The organism is Flavonifractor sp. An10 (genome assembly GCF_002161215.1).
Lineage (GTDB): Bacteria > Bacillota > Clostridia > Oscillospirales > Oscillospiraceae > Flavonifractor > Flavonifractor avistercoris.
The window spans coordinates 219,954-232,957 of sequence record NZ_NFMB01000005.1; the positions used below are offsets into that span (position 1 = coordinate 219,954).

The window sequence follows — 13,004 nt, forward strand, 5'->3', positions numbered from 1 at the left end:
GCAAGCCCCCGCCCTACGCCTTCTTCTGGAACGCGAAGAACCGCTGGCCGAAGTAGTTGAGAATGGTATACAGGGCCATGCCGCCCAGCTTAGTGAGCCGCTCCTGCCACAGGGGAGAGATGGCCGTGCGGCCCAGCACCCACTCCGCAATGGGCTGGGCCAGGGCGTAGGCCACCACGTAGCACACCGCCACATTGACGGCAAATTTCACTGCCGAGCGGAGGAAGGTCTCCTCACTCCGGAAGGTGAAGTGCCGGTTGAGGAAAAAGCTCATCACCGCGCCGGCCACATAGGCGATGGCGGTGGAGGGCCAGTAGCCCAGCCCCTCCAGCAGGAACATGAGCACCATGGACAGCAGGGTGTTGCCCACCCCCACCAGCAGGAACTTGGGGATGCTCTTGTCAATCAGCTTGGCCATCGTCCGTGTCCTCCAGTACCTCCCGGATCAGGAAGCGGGGCCGCCCCTTGGTCTCCAGGTAGATCTTGCCGATATACTCGCCGATCACGCCCAGGGACAGGAGGATCAGCCCGCCGATGGCCCACACCGAGCAGATCACGCTGGCCCAGCCAATGATGGTGTCCCCGGTGGCCCAGCGGACGACGGAGTAGATCAGCATCAGGATGCTCACCAGGAAGATCAGGAAGCCCAGCATGGTGATGTACCGGATGGGCTTGGTGGACAGGGAGGTGATGCCCTCCATGGCGAAGGAGAGCATCTTTTTCAGGGGGTACTTGCTCTCGCCGGCAAACCGCTCCCCCCGCTCATAGGCCACCGCGCCGGTGGTGTAGCCGATCATGGGCACGATGCCCCGGAGGAACAGGTTGACCTCCTTGAACTGGGACAGGCCCTCCAGGGCCCGCTTGGACATGAGGCGGTAGTCGGCGTGGTTGAACACCGTCTCCGCCCCCATGAAGTTCATCAGGCGGTAAAAGGCCTCGGCGGTGAAGCGCTTGAAGAAGGTGTCCTTCTGCCGGGAGGAGCGCACGCCGTAGACGATGTCGCAGCCGTCGTAGTACTGCTCCACCATGGCGTCCACCGCGTCGATGTCGTCCTGGAGATCGGCGTCCATGGAGATGGCCATGTCGCACCGCTCTTTGGCGGTCATCAGGCCCGCCAGCAGGGCGTTCTGGTGGCCCCGGTTGCGGCTCAGATTCACGCCGCTGAACAGGGGGCACTCCCCATGGAGCTTTTCGATGATGCTCCAGGTGCTGTCCCTGGAGCCGTCGTTGACAAAGAGCACCCGGCTCTTCTTCGAGATCTTTTCCGATGCAGTCAGGGATTCCAGCTTGGCCCGCAGACGCCTGGCGGTCTCGGGCAGCACCGCCTCCTCATTGTAGCAGGGGACGACAATGTAGAGAATGTCTGCCATCTGTTTCAACTTCCTTGCCTTTGATTTGCTGGGTTTATCATACCCGCTTTGTCAGCAAAAAGCTACCCGGTTTCCTCATCCTCTTTTCCAAACAGGGAGATGTCCAGGATCTCGCAGATCTTCATCAGGGTGGGCAGTGTGGGATTCCGTACGCCGGTCTCAATCTGGTTCATATAGGGCTGGGAGATCCCCACCAGCTTGGCCAGCTGATTCTGGCTGATGCCCTTTTCCTGCCGTTTCTGACGGATCAAAGCCTTGTAGTCTCTCAAACGTCCCACCTCCTTTTTATTATATAGCGTACAGCAATACGTGTAAATTATTGCTTTCTGCAATATACCCGTTGACAGCACTTATTGCAATGTGCTATAACTGGTTTGAGGTGAATCATATGAACAACTCCTTTGACCTTTTGATCCAGACAGAGGATCGGCTTCTGGACGAAAAAATATCCCGCTGGGCCCCCTACGAGGAGGCCCAGCGGGATATGGACGGCAAGTGGGAGCGGCTCTGCGCGGCGCATCCGGGAGAGAACCGGGAGGCCCTGGCCCTGCTGGACGCCTGTGATGAGCTCGTCCGGCAGAAGGGGGACGCGGCCTTCCTCCTGGGCCTCCAGTTGGGGATGGAGCTGGGACGGCTGGAGCACCTCTGGGGCGGGGAGGATTAGGGCGGGGGCGGGCGCTTACTCGCTCAGTTTGTGCCGCAGGTGCTCCATGGCCTTCCGCTCGATGCGGGACACCTGCACCTGGGAGACTCCCAGCACCCTGGCCGCCCGATCCTGGGTGAGCCCTTTGTAGTAGCGCAGGAGGATCACCTGCCGCTCCCGGTCGGGCAGGGAGGCGATGGCGGCGCGGAGGGCCTCCCGCTCCACGACGGCCTCCTCCATGCCCCCGTCGCCCAGCACGCTCTCCAGGGTGAAGCCGTCGCCGGTCTCCATCTGGAGGGAGGCCACGGGCAGGCTGGCCTCCTCGGCGGCGGCGATCTCCTCCACCGACAGGCCGGTCTCCGCCGCCAGCTCGCTGAGGGCGGGCTCCCGCCCCAGCCGGGCGGAGAGCCTGTCCCGGGCCTGCCGGATGGTTCCCGCCCGCTCCTTGAGGCCCCGGCTCACCTTCACCGCCCCGTCGTCCCGGAGGAAGCGGCGGATCTCCCCGGCGATCTTGGGCACGGCATAGGTGGAGAACTGGCACCCGAAGGCGGGGTCGAAGCCCCGCACCGCTTTCAGGAACCCCAGGCACCCCAGCTGGTACAGATCCTCCGGCTCCGCCCCCCGGCCGTAGTAGCGGCGCACAATGCTCCAGATCAGCCCCGCGTTCTCCTCGATGAGCCGGGTGCAGGCCTCGTTGTCCCCCCTTCTGGCCTCCTCCAGCAGGCCGGGGGTGTCCGCCACGCTCACACGGCCGCCCCCATCCGTCGGGAGAGCTTCCGGCGGAGGGTGACCACCGTGCCCTTCCCCGGCCGGGAGCGCACCTTCACCGCGTCCATGAAGCTCTCCATGATGGTGAAGCCCATGCCGCTGCGCTCGGCGCTGCCGGTGGTGAACATGGGCCGGCGGGCCTCCTCCACGTCGGCGATGCCCACGCCCCAGTCCTTCACCTGGATCTCCAGGCTGTTGTCCTCAAACAGGCGCAGGCGCAGGGACACCCGCCCCAGCCGGTCGGGGTAGGCGTGGACGATGCAGTTGGTCACCGCCTCGCTCACCGCGGTCTTGATGTCGTTGATCTCCTCCAGGGTGGGATCCAGCTGGGCGGCAAAGCAGGCCGCCGCGGTGCGGGCAAAGCCCTCGTTGGATGAGCGGCTGAGAAAGCTCACCGCCGCCTCGTTGATCGGTTTCATTATGTAATTCCTCCCCTATTCCTGTCATGCAAACTTCATGAGCTTGTCCAGCCCCGCCGTCTTCAGCACCTTGGCCGCCTGGGCGGGCACGTTGACCACCTGCACGCTGCCCCCCAGCTCCCCCACCCGGCGCCAGGCCCGCAGCAGTACGGCGATGCCCGAGCTGTCCATAAATGTCACGCCCTCAAGATCGATGGTCAGCTCCCGGGGGAGCTCCAGGTCGATCTGGCGGTTCAACTCCTCCATGATGGCGCGGGCGCCGTGGTGATCCACCTCGCCGCTGAGGGCGGCGCGGAGCACCCGCCCCTCGCCGGTGCACGTCACTGCCATGGCTTGTCCCTCCTCGTAGACGAAAAAATCGCAGTATACCAGAATTTGGTATACTGCGATGGTAGCATATTTCCTTTGCGGATGCCGTCGAGTGCTATCGAACGGCGGAAAAGGTGGTGAAGATCCACTGGTCGCCCACCTGCTCATAGAGGAAGTCGTGCTCCTCCGTGCCGGTCACGGCATAGTCCTGCTCCGGATCCAGCACCTCCACCGTCACCCGGACGGTGTACCGGGCGGGCGCCTCGTCCCGGAGCACCTGGACGGTCTCCTCCCCTTTGGTTATGTCGGCGCCCCGTCCCCCGTCAATCGTATAGAGGACGCCGTCCAGCTCCACATACTGGGTGCCGTCGATGGGCAGCAGCTGATCCACCAGCGTGTCGGAGAACAGGGTTTTCAGGTAGCCCCGCAGCTCCGCCAGGTTGGAGAAGCGCGGGTCGTCCACCCGGCAGTAGGTGAGCTCCCCCACCGTGCGCTGCTCCGTCCGATCCAGCTCCGGCGGGGCCAGGACGAACCAGCCGTAGGCCTCCTCCGCCATCTGATAGGCGGCCAGGATCTCCTCGTCCGTGGGGCCCTCCGCAAGCTCCGGCGCGGCCGTCGGCGTGGGGGTGGGCATGGGCACCGGCTCCACCAGCACCGGCTCACTCTCCGCCGGCGCGGGGGAGGCGCTCTCCGCCGGCGCGGCCGACGGGGTGACCGTCTGAACCGGCGTGTCCTGAACCTGGGGCGTCTCCGGGCGCTCCGGCTCCGCCGTGTCCGCCGGCTCGGTCATCTCCCGGCTGGAGCAGCTGGTCAGCACCAGCAGAACCGCCAGCAGCGGCAGCAGTCTTTTCATCGGGCCCGGCCCCCTTTCCTCAGGTATCCGTTTTTCTTCTATTTTATCCGCTTCCGGCCCATTCTACAACTACAGATGCGTTACAAAATCCAACAAAAAAGAAGCGGAAGCGCCGCCTGCCTTTGTGGATGGCGGCGCTTCCGCGGGGGGAACTGCCGGTTATGCCAGGGCCGCGGCGGACTCCTCCAGCTTGGCGATCAGGGCGCGGAGCTTCTCCGCCCGCTCCTTCTCGGCCTCCACCACCTGGGCAGGGGCCTTGTTCACAAAGCCGGGATTCTGGAGCTTGGTCTCCAGCTTGTCCAGCTCCTTGCGGTTCTTGTCCAGCTCCTTCTGGATGCGGGCCTTCTCCTTCTCCAGATCCACCAGCTCCGCCAGGGGCATGAAGATCCGGGCGGCGTGGGTGGTGACGGTGACCATGCCCTGGGCGGTCATGGCCTCGTCGCTGCCCGCGTCGGCCACCCCCACCACGGTCACGTCGCTGGCGTAGGCCAGGCGCTTGAGGAAGGGGATGCCCTGGGTGAACACGTCCCGCTCCAGGGTGGAGACGGTGAGCTGGGCCTTCCTGGACGGGGGCACGTTCATCTCCGCCCTTCTGGCCCGCACGCCCCGGATGGCGTCCATGATCAGCTCCATGGCCTTCTCCTCCTGGGGGAAGTCCAGCCCGGCCCGGTGCTCCGGCCACTGCTGGAGCATCAGGTAGTCGCCCTGGTGGGGCAGGGCCTGCCAGATCTCCTCGGTGATAAAGGGCATGAAGGGGTGGAGCAGCTTGAGGGTCTCGGTGAGCACGTAGCACAGCACCTGCTGGGCGCGGATCTTGCTGTCCTCGTCCTCCCCCTGGAGGCGGGTCTTGGTCAGCTCGATATACCAGTCGCAGTAATCGTCCCAGATAAAGTCGTACACCTTCTGGGCGGCCACGCCCAGCTCGTAGCGATCCATGTTCTCCGTGACCTGGGGGATGACGGAGTTGAGCTTGGACAGGATCCACTTGTCCTCCAGCTCCAGCTTCTCCGGCAGCTCACACCGGTCGATGGTCAGGTTCATCATCAGGAAGCGGGAGGCGTTCCAGATCTTGTTGGCGAAGTTGCGCATGGCCTCGCACCGCTCGGTGTAGAAGCGCATGTCGTTTCCGGGGGAGTTGCCGGTGACCAGGTTGAAGCGCAGGGCATCGCAGCCGTACTGGTCGATCATGTCCAGGGGGTCGATGCCGTTGCCCAGGGACTTGGACATCTTGCGGCCCTTGTCGTCCCGCACCAGGCCGTGGATGAACACGGTGTGGAAGGGGGGCTTGCCGGTGTGCTCACAGCCGGAGAAGATCATCCGGGCCACCCAGAAGAAGATGATGTCGTAGCCGGTGACCAGCACGTCGGTGGGGTAGAAATACTTGAGATCCTCGGTCTCCTCCGGCCAGCCCAGGGTGGAGAAGGGCCACAGGGCGGAGGAGAACCAGGTATCCAGCACGTCCTCCTCCTGGACGATGTTATGGGAGTGGCAGTGCTCGCACTCGGTGGGGTCGGTCTCGCTGACGGTGAGGCCCCCGCAGTCCTGGCAAGTCCAGGCGGGGATCTGGTGGCCCCACCAAAGCTGCCGGGAGATGCACCAGTCGTGGACGTTCTCCATCCAGTTGGTGTAGATCTTGGCGAAGCGGTCGGGGACGAACTTGACCTCCCCGTCGTTGACCACCCGCAGGGCCTCGCGGGCCAAAGGCTCCATCTTCACGAACCACTGGGCGGAGATCAGGGGCTCCACATCGTTGTGGCAGCGGTAGCAGGTGCCCACATTGTGCTGGTGATCCTCCACCTTCACCAGATAGCCCTGTTCCTCCAGATCGGCCACAATGGCCTTGCGGGCCTCATAGCGATCCATGCCGGAGTAGCGGCCGTAGCCCTCCACCACCTTTCCGTTGTCGTCCAGGACGCGGATGGTGTCCAGGTGCTGCCGCAGGCCCACCTCGAAGTCGTTGGGGTCGTGGGCGGGGGTCATCTTCACGCAGCCGGTGCCGAACTCCATGTCCACGTACTCGTCGGCCACGATGGGCATCTCACGGCCCACCAGGGGCAGGATGCACTTCTTGCCCACGATGTCCTTGTACCGCTCGTCATTGGGGTTGACGGCCACGCCGGTGTCGCCCAGCATGGTCTCCGGCCGGGTGGTGGCCACCACCACGTAGCGGCCCTCCTCCCCCTGGATGGGGTAGCGGATGTGCCACAGGTGGCCGGGCTTGTCCTGGTACTCCACCTCCGCGTCGGACAGGGCGGTGACGCAGTGGGGGCACCAGTTGATGATGCGGGAGCCCTTGTAAATGAGGCCCTTGTTGTACAGGGACACGAACACGTGGCGGACGGCCTTGGAAAGGCCCTCGTCCATGGTGAACCGGGCCCGGCTCCAGTCGCAGGAGGCGCCCAGCTTCTTCTGCTGCTCCACAATGCGGTTGCCGTACTGCCGCTTCCAGTCCCACACCCGCTCCAGGAACTTCTCCCGGCCCAGGTCGTAGCGGGACAGGCCCTCCTTCTTGCGCAGCTCCTCCTCCACCTTGATCTGGGTGGCGATGCCGGCGTGGTCGGTGCCGGGCACCCACAGGGCGGCGTAGCCCTGCATCCGCTTGAAGCGGATCAGGATGTCCTGGAGGGTGGAGTCCATGGCGTGGCCCATGTGGAGCTGGCCGGTGACGTTGGGGGGCGGCATGACGATGGTGAAGGGCTTCTTGTCCGGGTCGCGGTGGCCCTCGAAGCAGCCGTGCTCCTCCCACATCTGGTAGATGCGGCCCTCCACCTCCTTGGGTTCATAGACCTTGGGCAGTTCTTTTTTCATCTGGTTCTGACACTCCTTTTCGGGGCAAAAAAATCGCCCCGAGCGTTTTGCTCAGGGCGAATCTCATTTCCATGAAAATCCGCGGTACCACCTGAATTCCCCCGTGTATCCACAGGGGCACTCTTGTCTCGCTAACGGGAGAACCCGCCGGGCCCTACTTGCCGTTCAGGCCCGGAGCTCCGGGATCACCTTCCGCGCCGCTCTGAAACGCCTTCCACCGACCGGCGTCTCTCTGTGTCAGAAGGGGCGCGTACTCCTTCCCATCGTCGCTGTATATCGCACCTAGTATATGCAAAATCGGGAAAAATGTCAAGAGGGCAGTCGGGCGGTCCCTTCTTAAAGTCTACACAATATGCCCTCCCGATCCGGCCCCGGCGCGCGCCCGCCGCCGCTCCTCCAGCCGCCCGGAGAGCCGGCGGTACCAGCCCGCCTGAAACAGGAAGCGGACACAGCGCCCGACAGCTGGGTTTCCCAGAGCCAGCAGAATCAGCCCCCACACCGCCAACACCTGCCACGTGCCGGAGAGCAGCCAAGGAAATTTGAGGCGGAGCAGCTGGATGAGAAAGCCGTGCAGCAGGTAGATGGACAGGCTGTTCTGCCCCAGGGTGGTGAGGAGCGGGAGCCGGCGTTTCATGCGGGGGGCCGCCACAACAAACAGGAGGAAGACCGCGCTGGCCGCGCAGCACATGATGAGCAGCCGCTGGGGCCGGGAAAACTCCACATGCACATAGGGATCCCCCAGCGCGTGCACAAAGGAGGTGTACAGCGTCTGGAGGAGCAGATAGGGCAGGGCCAGGCCGAAGATATAGTGGATGCGGTCGAACCGGGCGAACATCCCGCTCAGGAACAGGAACGCCGGCATGTGGAAGGAGTAGATCACCGCGTAGAGGAGCTCCCGGTGGGGAACCCCTCCGCCAGCTCCAGCAGGTGCCCCAGCACCACCAGCGCGATCAGCAGAAAGCGGAGCGTATCATATTGATATTCCCGCGGCCCCGCGTACGTTTCCATCTTTTGCACCCTCTCATCAGAAAGCCGCCGGATCCGGCCGGATCCGGCGGCTTTTTATTCGTTCTCCGATTCCGTCAGCTCCGCGCCGCCCCACTCCGCAGCGGTGAAGCTGGGGCGTGCCGGGGCGGCGGCCAGCAGGGCCGCCAGGGTCAGGGAAAGCCGCTTTCTCACAGCGGATTCCTCCCCTGGTTCCGATGCCCTTTGGACGAAACCGGCGGGAAAAGGTTCCCTCAAATAGTGGTGATGTCGATGGGGCGCAGGTCGGAGGCCCGGCCCTGGGCCCGGACAGTGAGCATGGCCCGGGCGGTGTCGATGGCGGTGACGCAGGCCACGGAGTGCTCCACGGTGGAGCGGCGGATCTTGAAGCCGTCGGTATCGTGGCGGCGGCCCCGGGTGGGGGTGTTGATCACCAGATCCACCGTGCCGGAGGCGATCATGTCCAGAATGTTGGGGTGGGCCTCGGAGACGCGGGCCACCCAGCGGGCAGGGATACCCGCCTCGTTGAGCACCTTGCAGGTGCCGCTGGTGGCCAGGATCTCGATGCCCATGTCGTAGAAGCCCCGGGCAATGCCCACGATCTCCTCCTTGTCCTCGTCCTTGACGGTGATGATCATCCGGCCGCCCTTCTTGGGGGCCTTCAGGTTGGCGCCCTTGAAGGCCTTCAGCAGGGCCTGGGGGAAGGACTCGGCCAGGCCCAGGCACTCGCCGGTGGACTTCATCTCCGGGCCCAGGCCGGTGTCCACGTCGGTGAGCTTCTCGAAGGAGAACACCGGCATCTTCACCGCGTAGTAGCTGGCCTCCGGATAGATGCCCGTGCCGTAGCCCAGATCCTTTAATTTCTGGCCCAGCATCACCTTGGTGGCCAGGTCGATGATGGGCACGCCGGTGACCTTGGAGATATAGGGAATGGTGCGGGAGGAGCGGGGGTTGACCTCGATGACGTACACCGTGTCGTCGTAGATGACAAACTGGATGTTCACCAGGCCGATCACCCCCAGGGCCTTGGAGAGCTGGTAGGTATACTTGAGGATGGTCTGCTTGTGCTTGTCCTCGATGTGGATGGGGGGATAGACCGAGATACTGTCGCCGGAGTGGACGCCCGCCCGCTCAATGTGCTCCATGATGCCGGGGATCAGGAGATCCTCGCCGTCAAAGACGCCGTCCACCTCCACCTCGCGGCCCATGAGGTACTTGTCCACCAGGATGGGGTGCTCCTGCTCCACCTGGTTGATGATGCGCATGAACTCGATGATGTTCCGGTCGTTGTAGGCGATCTCCATGCCCTGGCCGCCCAGCACGTAGGAGGGGCGCACCAGCACGGGGTAGCCCACCTCGTGGGCGGCGCTGAGGGCCTGCTCGGTGGTGAACACCGTGCGGCCGGCGGCCCGGGGGATGCCGCACTGGTTCAGAATCTCGTCGAACCGCTCCCGATCCTCGGCGGCGTCCACGCCGTCGGCGGGGGTGCCCAGGATGGGCACGCCCATGTCGGTGAGGGCCTGGGCCAGCTTGATGGCGGTCTGGCCGCCGAACTGCACCACCGCGCCCCAGGGCTTCTCCAGCTCCACCACGGCCTCCACATCCTCGGCGGTCAGGGGCTCGAAGTACAGCTTGTCGGCCACGTCGAAGTCGGTGGACACGGTCTCCGGGTTGTTGTTGATGATGATGGTCTCATAGCCCAGGCGCTTGAAGGCCCAGACGGAGTGGACGGAGCAGTAGTCAAACTCGATGCCCTGGCCGATGCGGATGGGGCCGGAGCCCAGCACCAGCACCTTCTTTTTCTCCTCTCCCCCCTCCGTCCGGTGGGCCTGGGCGGGGGCGGCGGAGAGCCAGGGCGCCTCGGGCACGTGGGGGGCCAGCTCCCCTACGGCGGGAAGCTGCAGCTCCTCGTAGGCTTCGTTCTCCGTGTCGTAGGTGGAGTAGTAGTAGGGGGTCTGGGCCTCGAACTCGGCGGCGCAGGTGTCCACCATCTTGAAGGCCGGGCGGATGCCGAAGCCCTCCCGCAGGGCCTTGATCTCGGTGCGCTCCTTCCCGGACAGGGCGGCGATCCAGGCGTCGGAGAAGCCCATCTCCTTGGCCTGGCGCAGGGTGTCGGCGTCCAAGTGGCCGTGATCCAGGCGATCCTCCATGTCCACGATGTTCTTGAAGCGATCCAGGAACCACAGGTCATACTTGGTGATCTTGTTGATCTTCTCCGGGGAGAAGCCCCGGCGCAGGGCCTCGGCCACCACGAAGAGCCGCTGGTCGTCGATGTTCACCAGGCGATCCTCGATCTCCTCGGTGTAGAGCTGATCCAGCCCGGGCAGGCGGAGGGATTTGACGGGCAGCTCCAGGGAGCGGATGGCCTTCATCAGCGCCCCCTCGAAGGAGTTGCCGATGGCCATGACCTCGCCGGTGGCCTTCATCTGGGTGCCCAGGGTGCGGCTGGCGGTGGTGAACTTGTCGAAGGGCAGGCGGGGGATTTTCAGCACGCAGTAGTCCAGGGTGGGCTCGAAGCAGGCGGTGGTCTTGCCGGTCACCGCGTTGGGGATCTCGTCCAGGGTGTAGCCCAGGGCCACCTTGGCGGCCACCTTGGCGATGGGGTAGCCCGTGGCCTTGGAGGCCAGGGCGGAGGAGCGGGACACACGGGGATTGACCTCGATCACCGCGTACTCGAAGGAGTCGGGGTTGAGGGCCAGCTGCACGTTGCAGCCGCCCTCGATCTCCAGGGCGGAGATGATGTTCAGGGAGGCGGAGCGGAGCATCTGGTACTCCCGGTTGGCCAGGGTCTGGGTGGGGGCCACCACGATGGAGTCGCCTGTGTGGACGCCCACGGGGTCGATGTTCTCCATGGAGCAGATCTGGATCACGTTGCCGGCGGAGTCCCGCATAACCTCGAACTCGATCTCCTTCCAGCCGGAGATGCACCGCTCGATGAGCACCTGTCCCACCCGGCTCAGGTGGATGCCCCGGTCGGCGATCTCCCGCAGAGACCACTCGTCATAGGCGATGCCGCCGCCGGTGCCGCCCAGGGTGTAGGCCGGGCGGACGATGACGGGGTAGCCGATGGAGGCGGCGAAGGCCACCGCGTCCTCCACGCTCTCCACCACGTCGGAGGTGACGCAGGGCTGGCCAATGGCCTCCATGGCGTCCTTGAAGCCCTGGCGATCCTCCGCCTTGCGGATGGACTCGGGGCTGGTGCCCAGCAGGCGGACGCCGTACTGGTCCAGAATCCCCTGCTCATACAGGTTCATGGCCAGGTTCAGGCCGGTCTGGCCGCCCAGGGTGGGCAGGATGGAGTCGGGCCGCTCCTTGGCGATCACCTGCTCCACGCTGGCCAGGTTCAGCGGCTCGATATACACATGGTCGGCGATGTCCTTGTCGGTCATGATGGTGGCGGGGTTGGAGTTGACCAGCACCACCTCCACGCCCTCCTCCTTCAGGGCGCGGCAGGCCTGGGTGCCGGCGTAGTCGAACTCGGCGGCCTGGCCGATGACGATGGGGCCGGAGCCCAGCACCAGCACCTTCTTGATATTCGGATTCTTAGGCATGGGCGCGCCCTCCCTTCATGTTGTCCACAAAGCGGTCGAACAGGTACTCGGTGTCCATGGGGCCGGGGGATGCCTCCGGGTGGAACTGGACGGTGAAGCAGTTGGGCCGCCTGTACTTCAGGCCCTCCACGCTGCCCTCGTTCACGTTGACGTGGGACACCTCCGCCACCGCCGGATCCACGCTCTCGGCGGTGACCACGTAGCCGTGGTTTTGGCTGGTGATGTAGGCCCGGCCGTGCTCCAGATCCTTCACCGGGTGGTTGCCCCCCCGGTGGCCGAAGCGCATCTTGCGGGTCTCCGCCCCGGTGGCCAGGGCCAGCAGCTGGTGCCCCAGGCAGACGGCGAAGAGGGGCAGGTCGGAGTCGTAGAGTTTCCGAACCTCTTTGATGATCTCCGTGTTGTCCGCCGGGTCGCCGGGGCCGTTGGAGAGCATCACCCCGTCAAAGCCGCCGGAGAGGATTGTGTCCGCCGGGGTGTGGGCGGGGAACACGGTGACCTCACACCCCCGGTTCTGGAGGCAGCGGATCATGTTCTCCTTCACGCCGTAGTCCATCAGGGCCACCCGCAGCTGCTGTTCCCCCGCGGCGGGGTACACCTGGGCCTCCTTCCGGGTCACCTTCTCCACAGTGCCCTCCACCCGGTAGGCGTGGATGCGCTGGAGCGCCTCCTGGACAGAAAAATGCTCCGCACAGGTGATCATGCCATTCATGGTCCCCTGACTGCGGAGTATTCTGGTTAAAGCACGGGTGTCAACGCCCTCGATGCCGGTGATATGGAATTCCTTCAAATAGTCGTCCAGGGTGCCCTCGCAGCGGAAATTGCTCCCCCGGCGGGCCAGGTGCCGGACGATAAACGCCTCCGCCCAGGGACGGGAGGACTCGTTGTCCTCATGGTTCACGCCATAGTTGCCGATGAGGGGATAGCTCATCACAATGCCCTGCCCGGCATAGGACGGGTCGGTGAGGATCTCCTGGTAGCCGGTCATGGAGGTGTTGAACACCATCTCACACACCCGCTCCTCGGTGGAACCGATGCTCCGGCCGGTGAAGAGCATCCCGTTTTCCAGGATCAAGGTCGCCTTCATCTTTCGCATCACGCCTTTCCCAAATTATCCTTTTGAGTATACCCGAAAAAAAGGTCTCTGGCAACTGTCTTTTTCGCCTTTTTGAAAAACCGGGATTTTGGACAAAAAGCAGGGCGTTTCCGCCGGTATTTCCGCCTGGCGCGCCCCAAAAATTCAAAAAATTTTTCTTTCCAGATCATTTTTATTTAGTCTTTCTCTCCCGATCGCCCCATTGC

The 13,004-nt window shown here is 64.3% G+C and carries 13 protein-coding genes and 1 other annotated feature; of the genes, 1 reads left to right on the forward strand and 12 read right to left on the reverse strand.

What is annotated here, in order from left to right; genetic code table 11:
• Positions 1-13: 13 nt before the first annotated feature.
• The 3 genes from B5E42_RS10775 to B5E42_RS10785 form a co-directional block, all read right to left on the reverse strand.
• Positions 14-418: a GtrA family protein gene (locus B5E42_RS10775; RefSeq protein ID WP_087239476.1), complete on the reverse strand. Its 405-nt coding sequence runs from the start codon at positions 416-418 to the stop codon at positions 14-16.
• Positions 402-1,370 (reverse strand): glycosyltransferase family 2 protein, encoded by a 969-nt coding sequence (locus B5E42_RS10780; RefSeq protein ID WP_087239478.1) that lies wholly within the window; start codon positions 1,368-1,370, stop codon positions 402-404. The genes B5E42_RS10775 and B5E42_RS10780 overlap by 17 nt, the downstream gene beginning before the upstream one ends.
• A gap of 62 nt (positions 1,371-1,432) precedes the next feature.
• Positions 1,433-1,639, reverse strand: coding sequence for a helix-turn-helix transcriptional regulator (locus tag B5E42_RS10785; protein WP_087239480.1), 207 nt, complete (start codon positions 1,637-1,639; stop codon positions 1,433-1,435).
• Positions 1,640-1,758: 119 nt separating this feature from the next.
• Here B5E42_RS10785 and B5E42_RS10790 point away from each other — a divergent pair, with 119 nt between their 5' ends.
• Entirely contained in the window at positions 1,759-2,034 is a 276-nt protein-coding gene (locus B5E42_RS10790) for a hypothetical protein (RefSeq protein ID WP_087239482.1), read from the forward strand.
• A 15-nt stretch (positions 2,035-2,049) separates the two neighbouring features.
• Here the strand turns inward: B5E42_RS10790 and B5E42_RS10795 are convergent, their stop codons facing one another.
• From B5E42_RS10795 to B5E42_RS10830, 9 genes are all read right to left on the reverse strand, one after another.
• Complete coding sequence (locus tag B5E42_RS10795; RefSeq protein ID WP_087239484.1) at positions 2,050-2,760, reverse strand: sigma-70 family RNA polymerase sigma factor; 711 nt, start codon at positions 2,758-2,760, stop codon at positions 2,050-2,052.
• Positions 2,757-3,200: an anti-sigma F factor gene (spoIIAB, locus tag B5E42_RS10800; RefSeq protein WP_087239486.1), complete on the reverse strand. Its 444-nt coding sequence runs from the start codon at positions 3,198-3,200 to the stop codon at positions 2,757-2,759. Before spoIIAB ends, B5E42_RS10795 begins: the two co-directional genes overlap by 4 nt.
• Before the next feature lie 24 nt (positions 3,201-3,224).
• The gene (locus tag B5E42_RS10805) at positions 3,225-3,530 is read right to left on the reverse strand and encodes an STAS domain-containing protein (protein WP_087239489.1); all 306 of its coding nucleotides are present in this window, start codon (positions 3,528-3,530) and stop codon (positions 3,225-3,227) included.
• Between the two features lie 94 nt (positions 3,531-3,624).
• Positions 3,625-4,362: a hypothetical protein gene (locus tag B5E42_RS10810; RefSeq protein ID WP_087239491.1), complete on the reverse strand. Its 738-nt coding sequence runs from the start codon at positions 4,360-4,362 to the stop codon at positions 3,625-3,627.
• A gap of 159 nt (positions 4,363-4,521) precedes the next feature.
• The gene (locus B5E42_RS10815; protein ID WP_087239493.1) at positions 4,522-7,170 is read right to left on the reverse strand and encodes a valine--tRNA ligase; all 2,649 of its coding nucleotides are present in this window, start codon (positions 7,168-7,170) and stop codon (positions 4,522-4,524) included.
• 49 nt (positions 7,171-7,219) lie between these two features.
• Positions 7,220-7,446 (reverse strand) — a binding site (T-box leader).
• A 67-nt stretch (positions 7,447-7,513) separates the two neighbouring features.
• Positions 7,514-8,050 (reverse strand): acyltransferase family protein, encoded by a 537-nt coding sequence (locus tag B5E42_RS10820; protein WP_087239495.1) that lies wholly within the window; start codon positions 8,048-8,050, stop codon positions 7,514-7,516.
• Positions 8,047-8,178, reverse strand: a complete 132-nt coding sequence (locus B5E42_RS19870) for a hypothetical protein (protein ID WP_255397013.1) — start codon at positions 8,176-8,178, stop codon at positions 8,047-8,049. Before B5E42_RS19870 ends, B5E42_RS10820 begins: the two co-directional genes overlap by 4 nt.
• 230 nt (positions 8,179-8,408) lie before the next feature.
• Complete coding sequence (carB, locus tag B5E42_RS10825) at positions 8,409-11,705, reverse strand: carbamoyl-phosphate synthase large subunit (RefSeq protein WP_087239497.1); 3,297 nt, start codon at positions 11,703-11,705, stop codon at positions 8,409-8,411.
• The gene (locus B5E42_RS10830) at positions 11,698-12,789 is read right to left on the reverse strand and encodes a carbamoyl phosphate synthase small subunit (protein ID WP_204244405.1); all 1,092 of its coding nucleotides are present in this window, start codon (positions 12,787-12,789) and stop codon (positions 11,698-11,700) included. Before B5E42_RS10830 ends, carB begins: the two co-directional genes overlap by 8 nt.
• Positions 12,790-13,004 lie beyond the last annotated feature (215 nt).

What these genes read in the sequence shown, in the direction of transcription:
- B5E42_RS10775 (WP_087239476.1), bottom strand. Translation starts at nt 418, where the DNA reads ATGGCCAAGCTGATTGACAAGAGCATCCCCAAGTTCCTGCTGGTGGGG.
- B5E42_RS10780 (WP_087239478.1), bottom strand. Translation starts at nt 1,370, where the DNA reads ATGGCAGACATTCTCTACATTGTCGTCCCCTGCTACAATGAGGAGGCG.
- B5E42_RS10790 (WP_087239482.1), top strand. Translation starts at nt 1,759, where the DNA reads ATGAACAACTCCTTTGACCTTTTGATCCAGACAGAGGATCGGCTTCTG.
- spoIIAB (WP_087239486.1), bottom strand. Translation starts at nt 3,200, where the DNA reads ATGAAACCGATCAACGAGGCGGCGGTGAGCTTTCTCAGCCGCTCATCC.
- B5E42_RS10805 (WP_087239489.1), bottom strand. Translation starts at nt 3,530, where the DNA reads ATGGCAGTGACGTGCACCGGCGAGGGGCGGGTGCTCCGCGCCGCCCTC.
- B5E42_RS10810 (WP_087239491.1), bottom strand. Translation starts at nt 4,362, where the DNA reads ATGAAAAGACTGCTGCCGCTGCTGGCGGTTCTGCTGGTGCTGACCAGC.
- B5E42_RS10815 (WP_087239493.1), bottom strand. Translation starts at nt 7,170, where the DNA reads ATGAAAAAAGAACTGCCCAAGGTCTATGAACCCAAGGAGGTGGAGGGC.
- B5E42_RS19870 (WP_255397013.1), bottom strand. Translation starts at nt 8,178, where the DNA reads ATGGAAACGTACGCGGGGCCGCGGGAATATCAATATGATACGCTCCGC.
- carB (WP_087239497.1), bottom strand. Translation starts at nt 11,705, where the DNA reads ATGCCTAAGAATCCGAATATCAAGAAGGTGCTGGTGCTGGGCTCCGGC.
- B5E42_RS10830 (WP_204244405.1), bottom strand. Translation starts at nt 12,789, where the DNA reads ATGAAGGCGACCTTGATCCTGGAAAACGGGATGCTCTTCACCGGCCGG.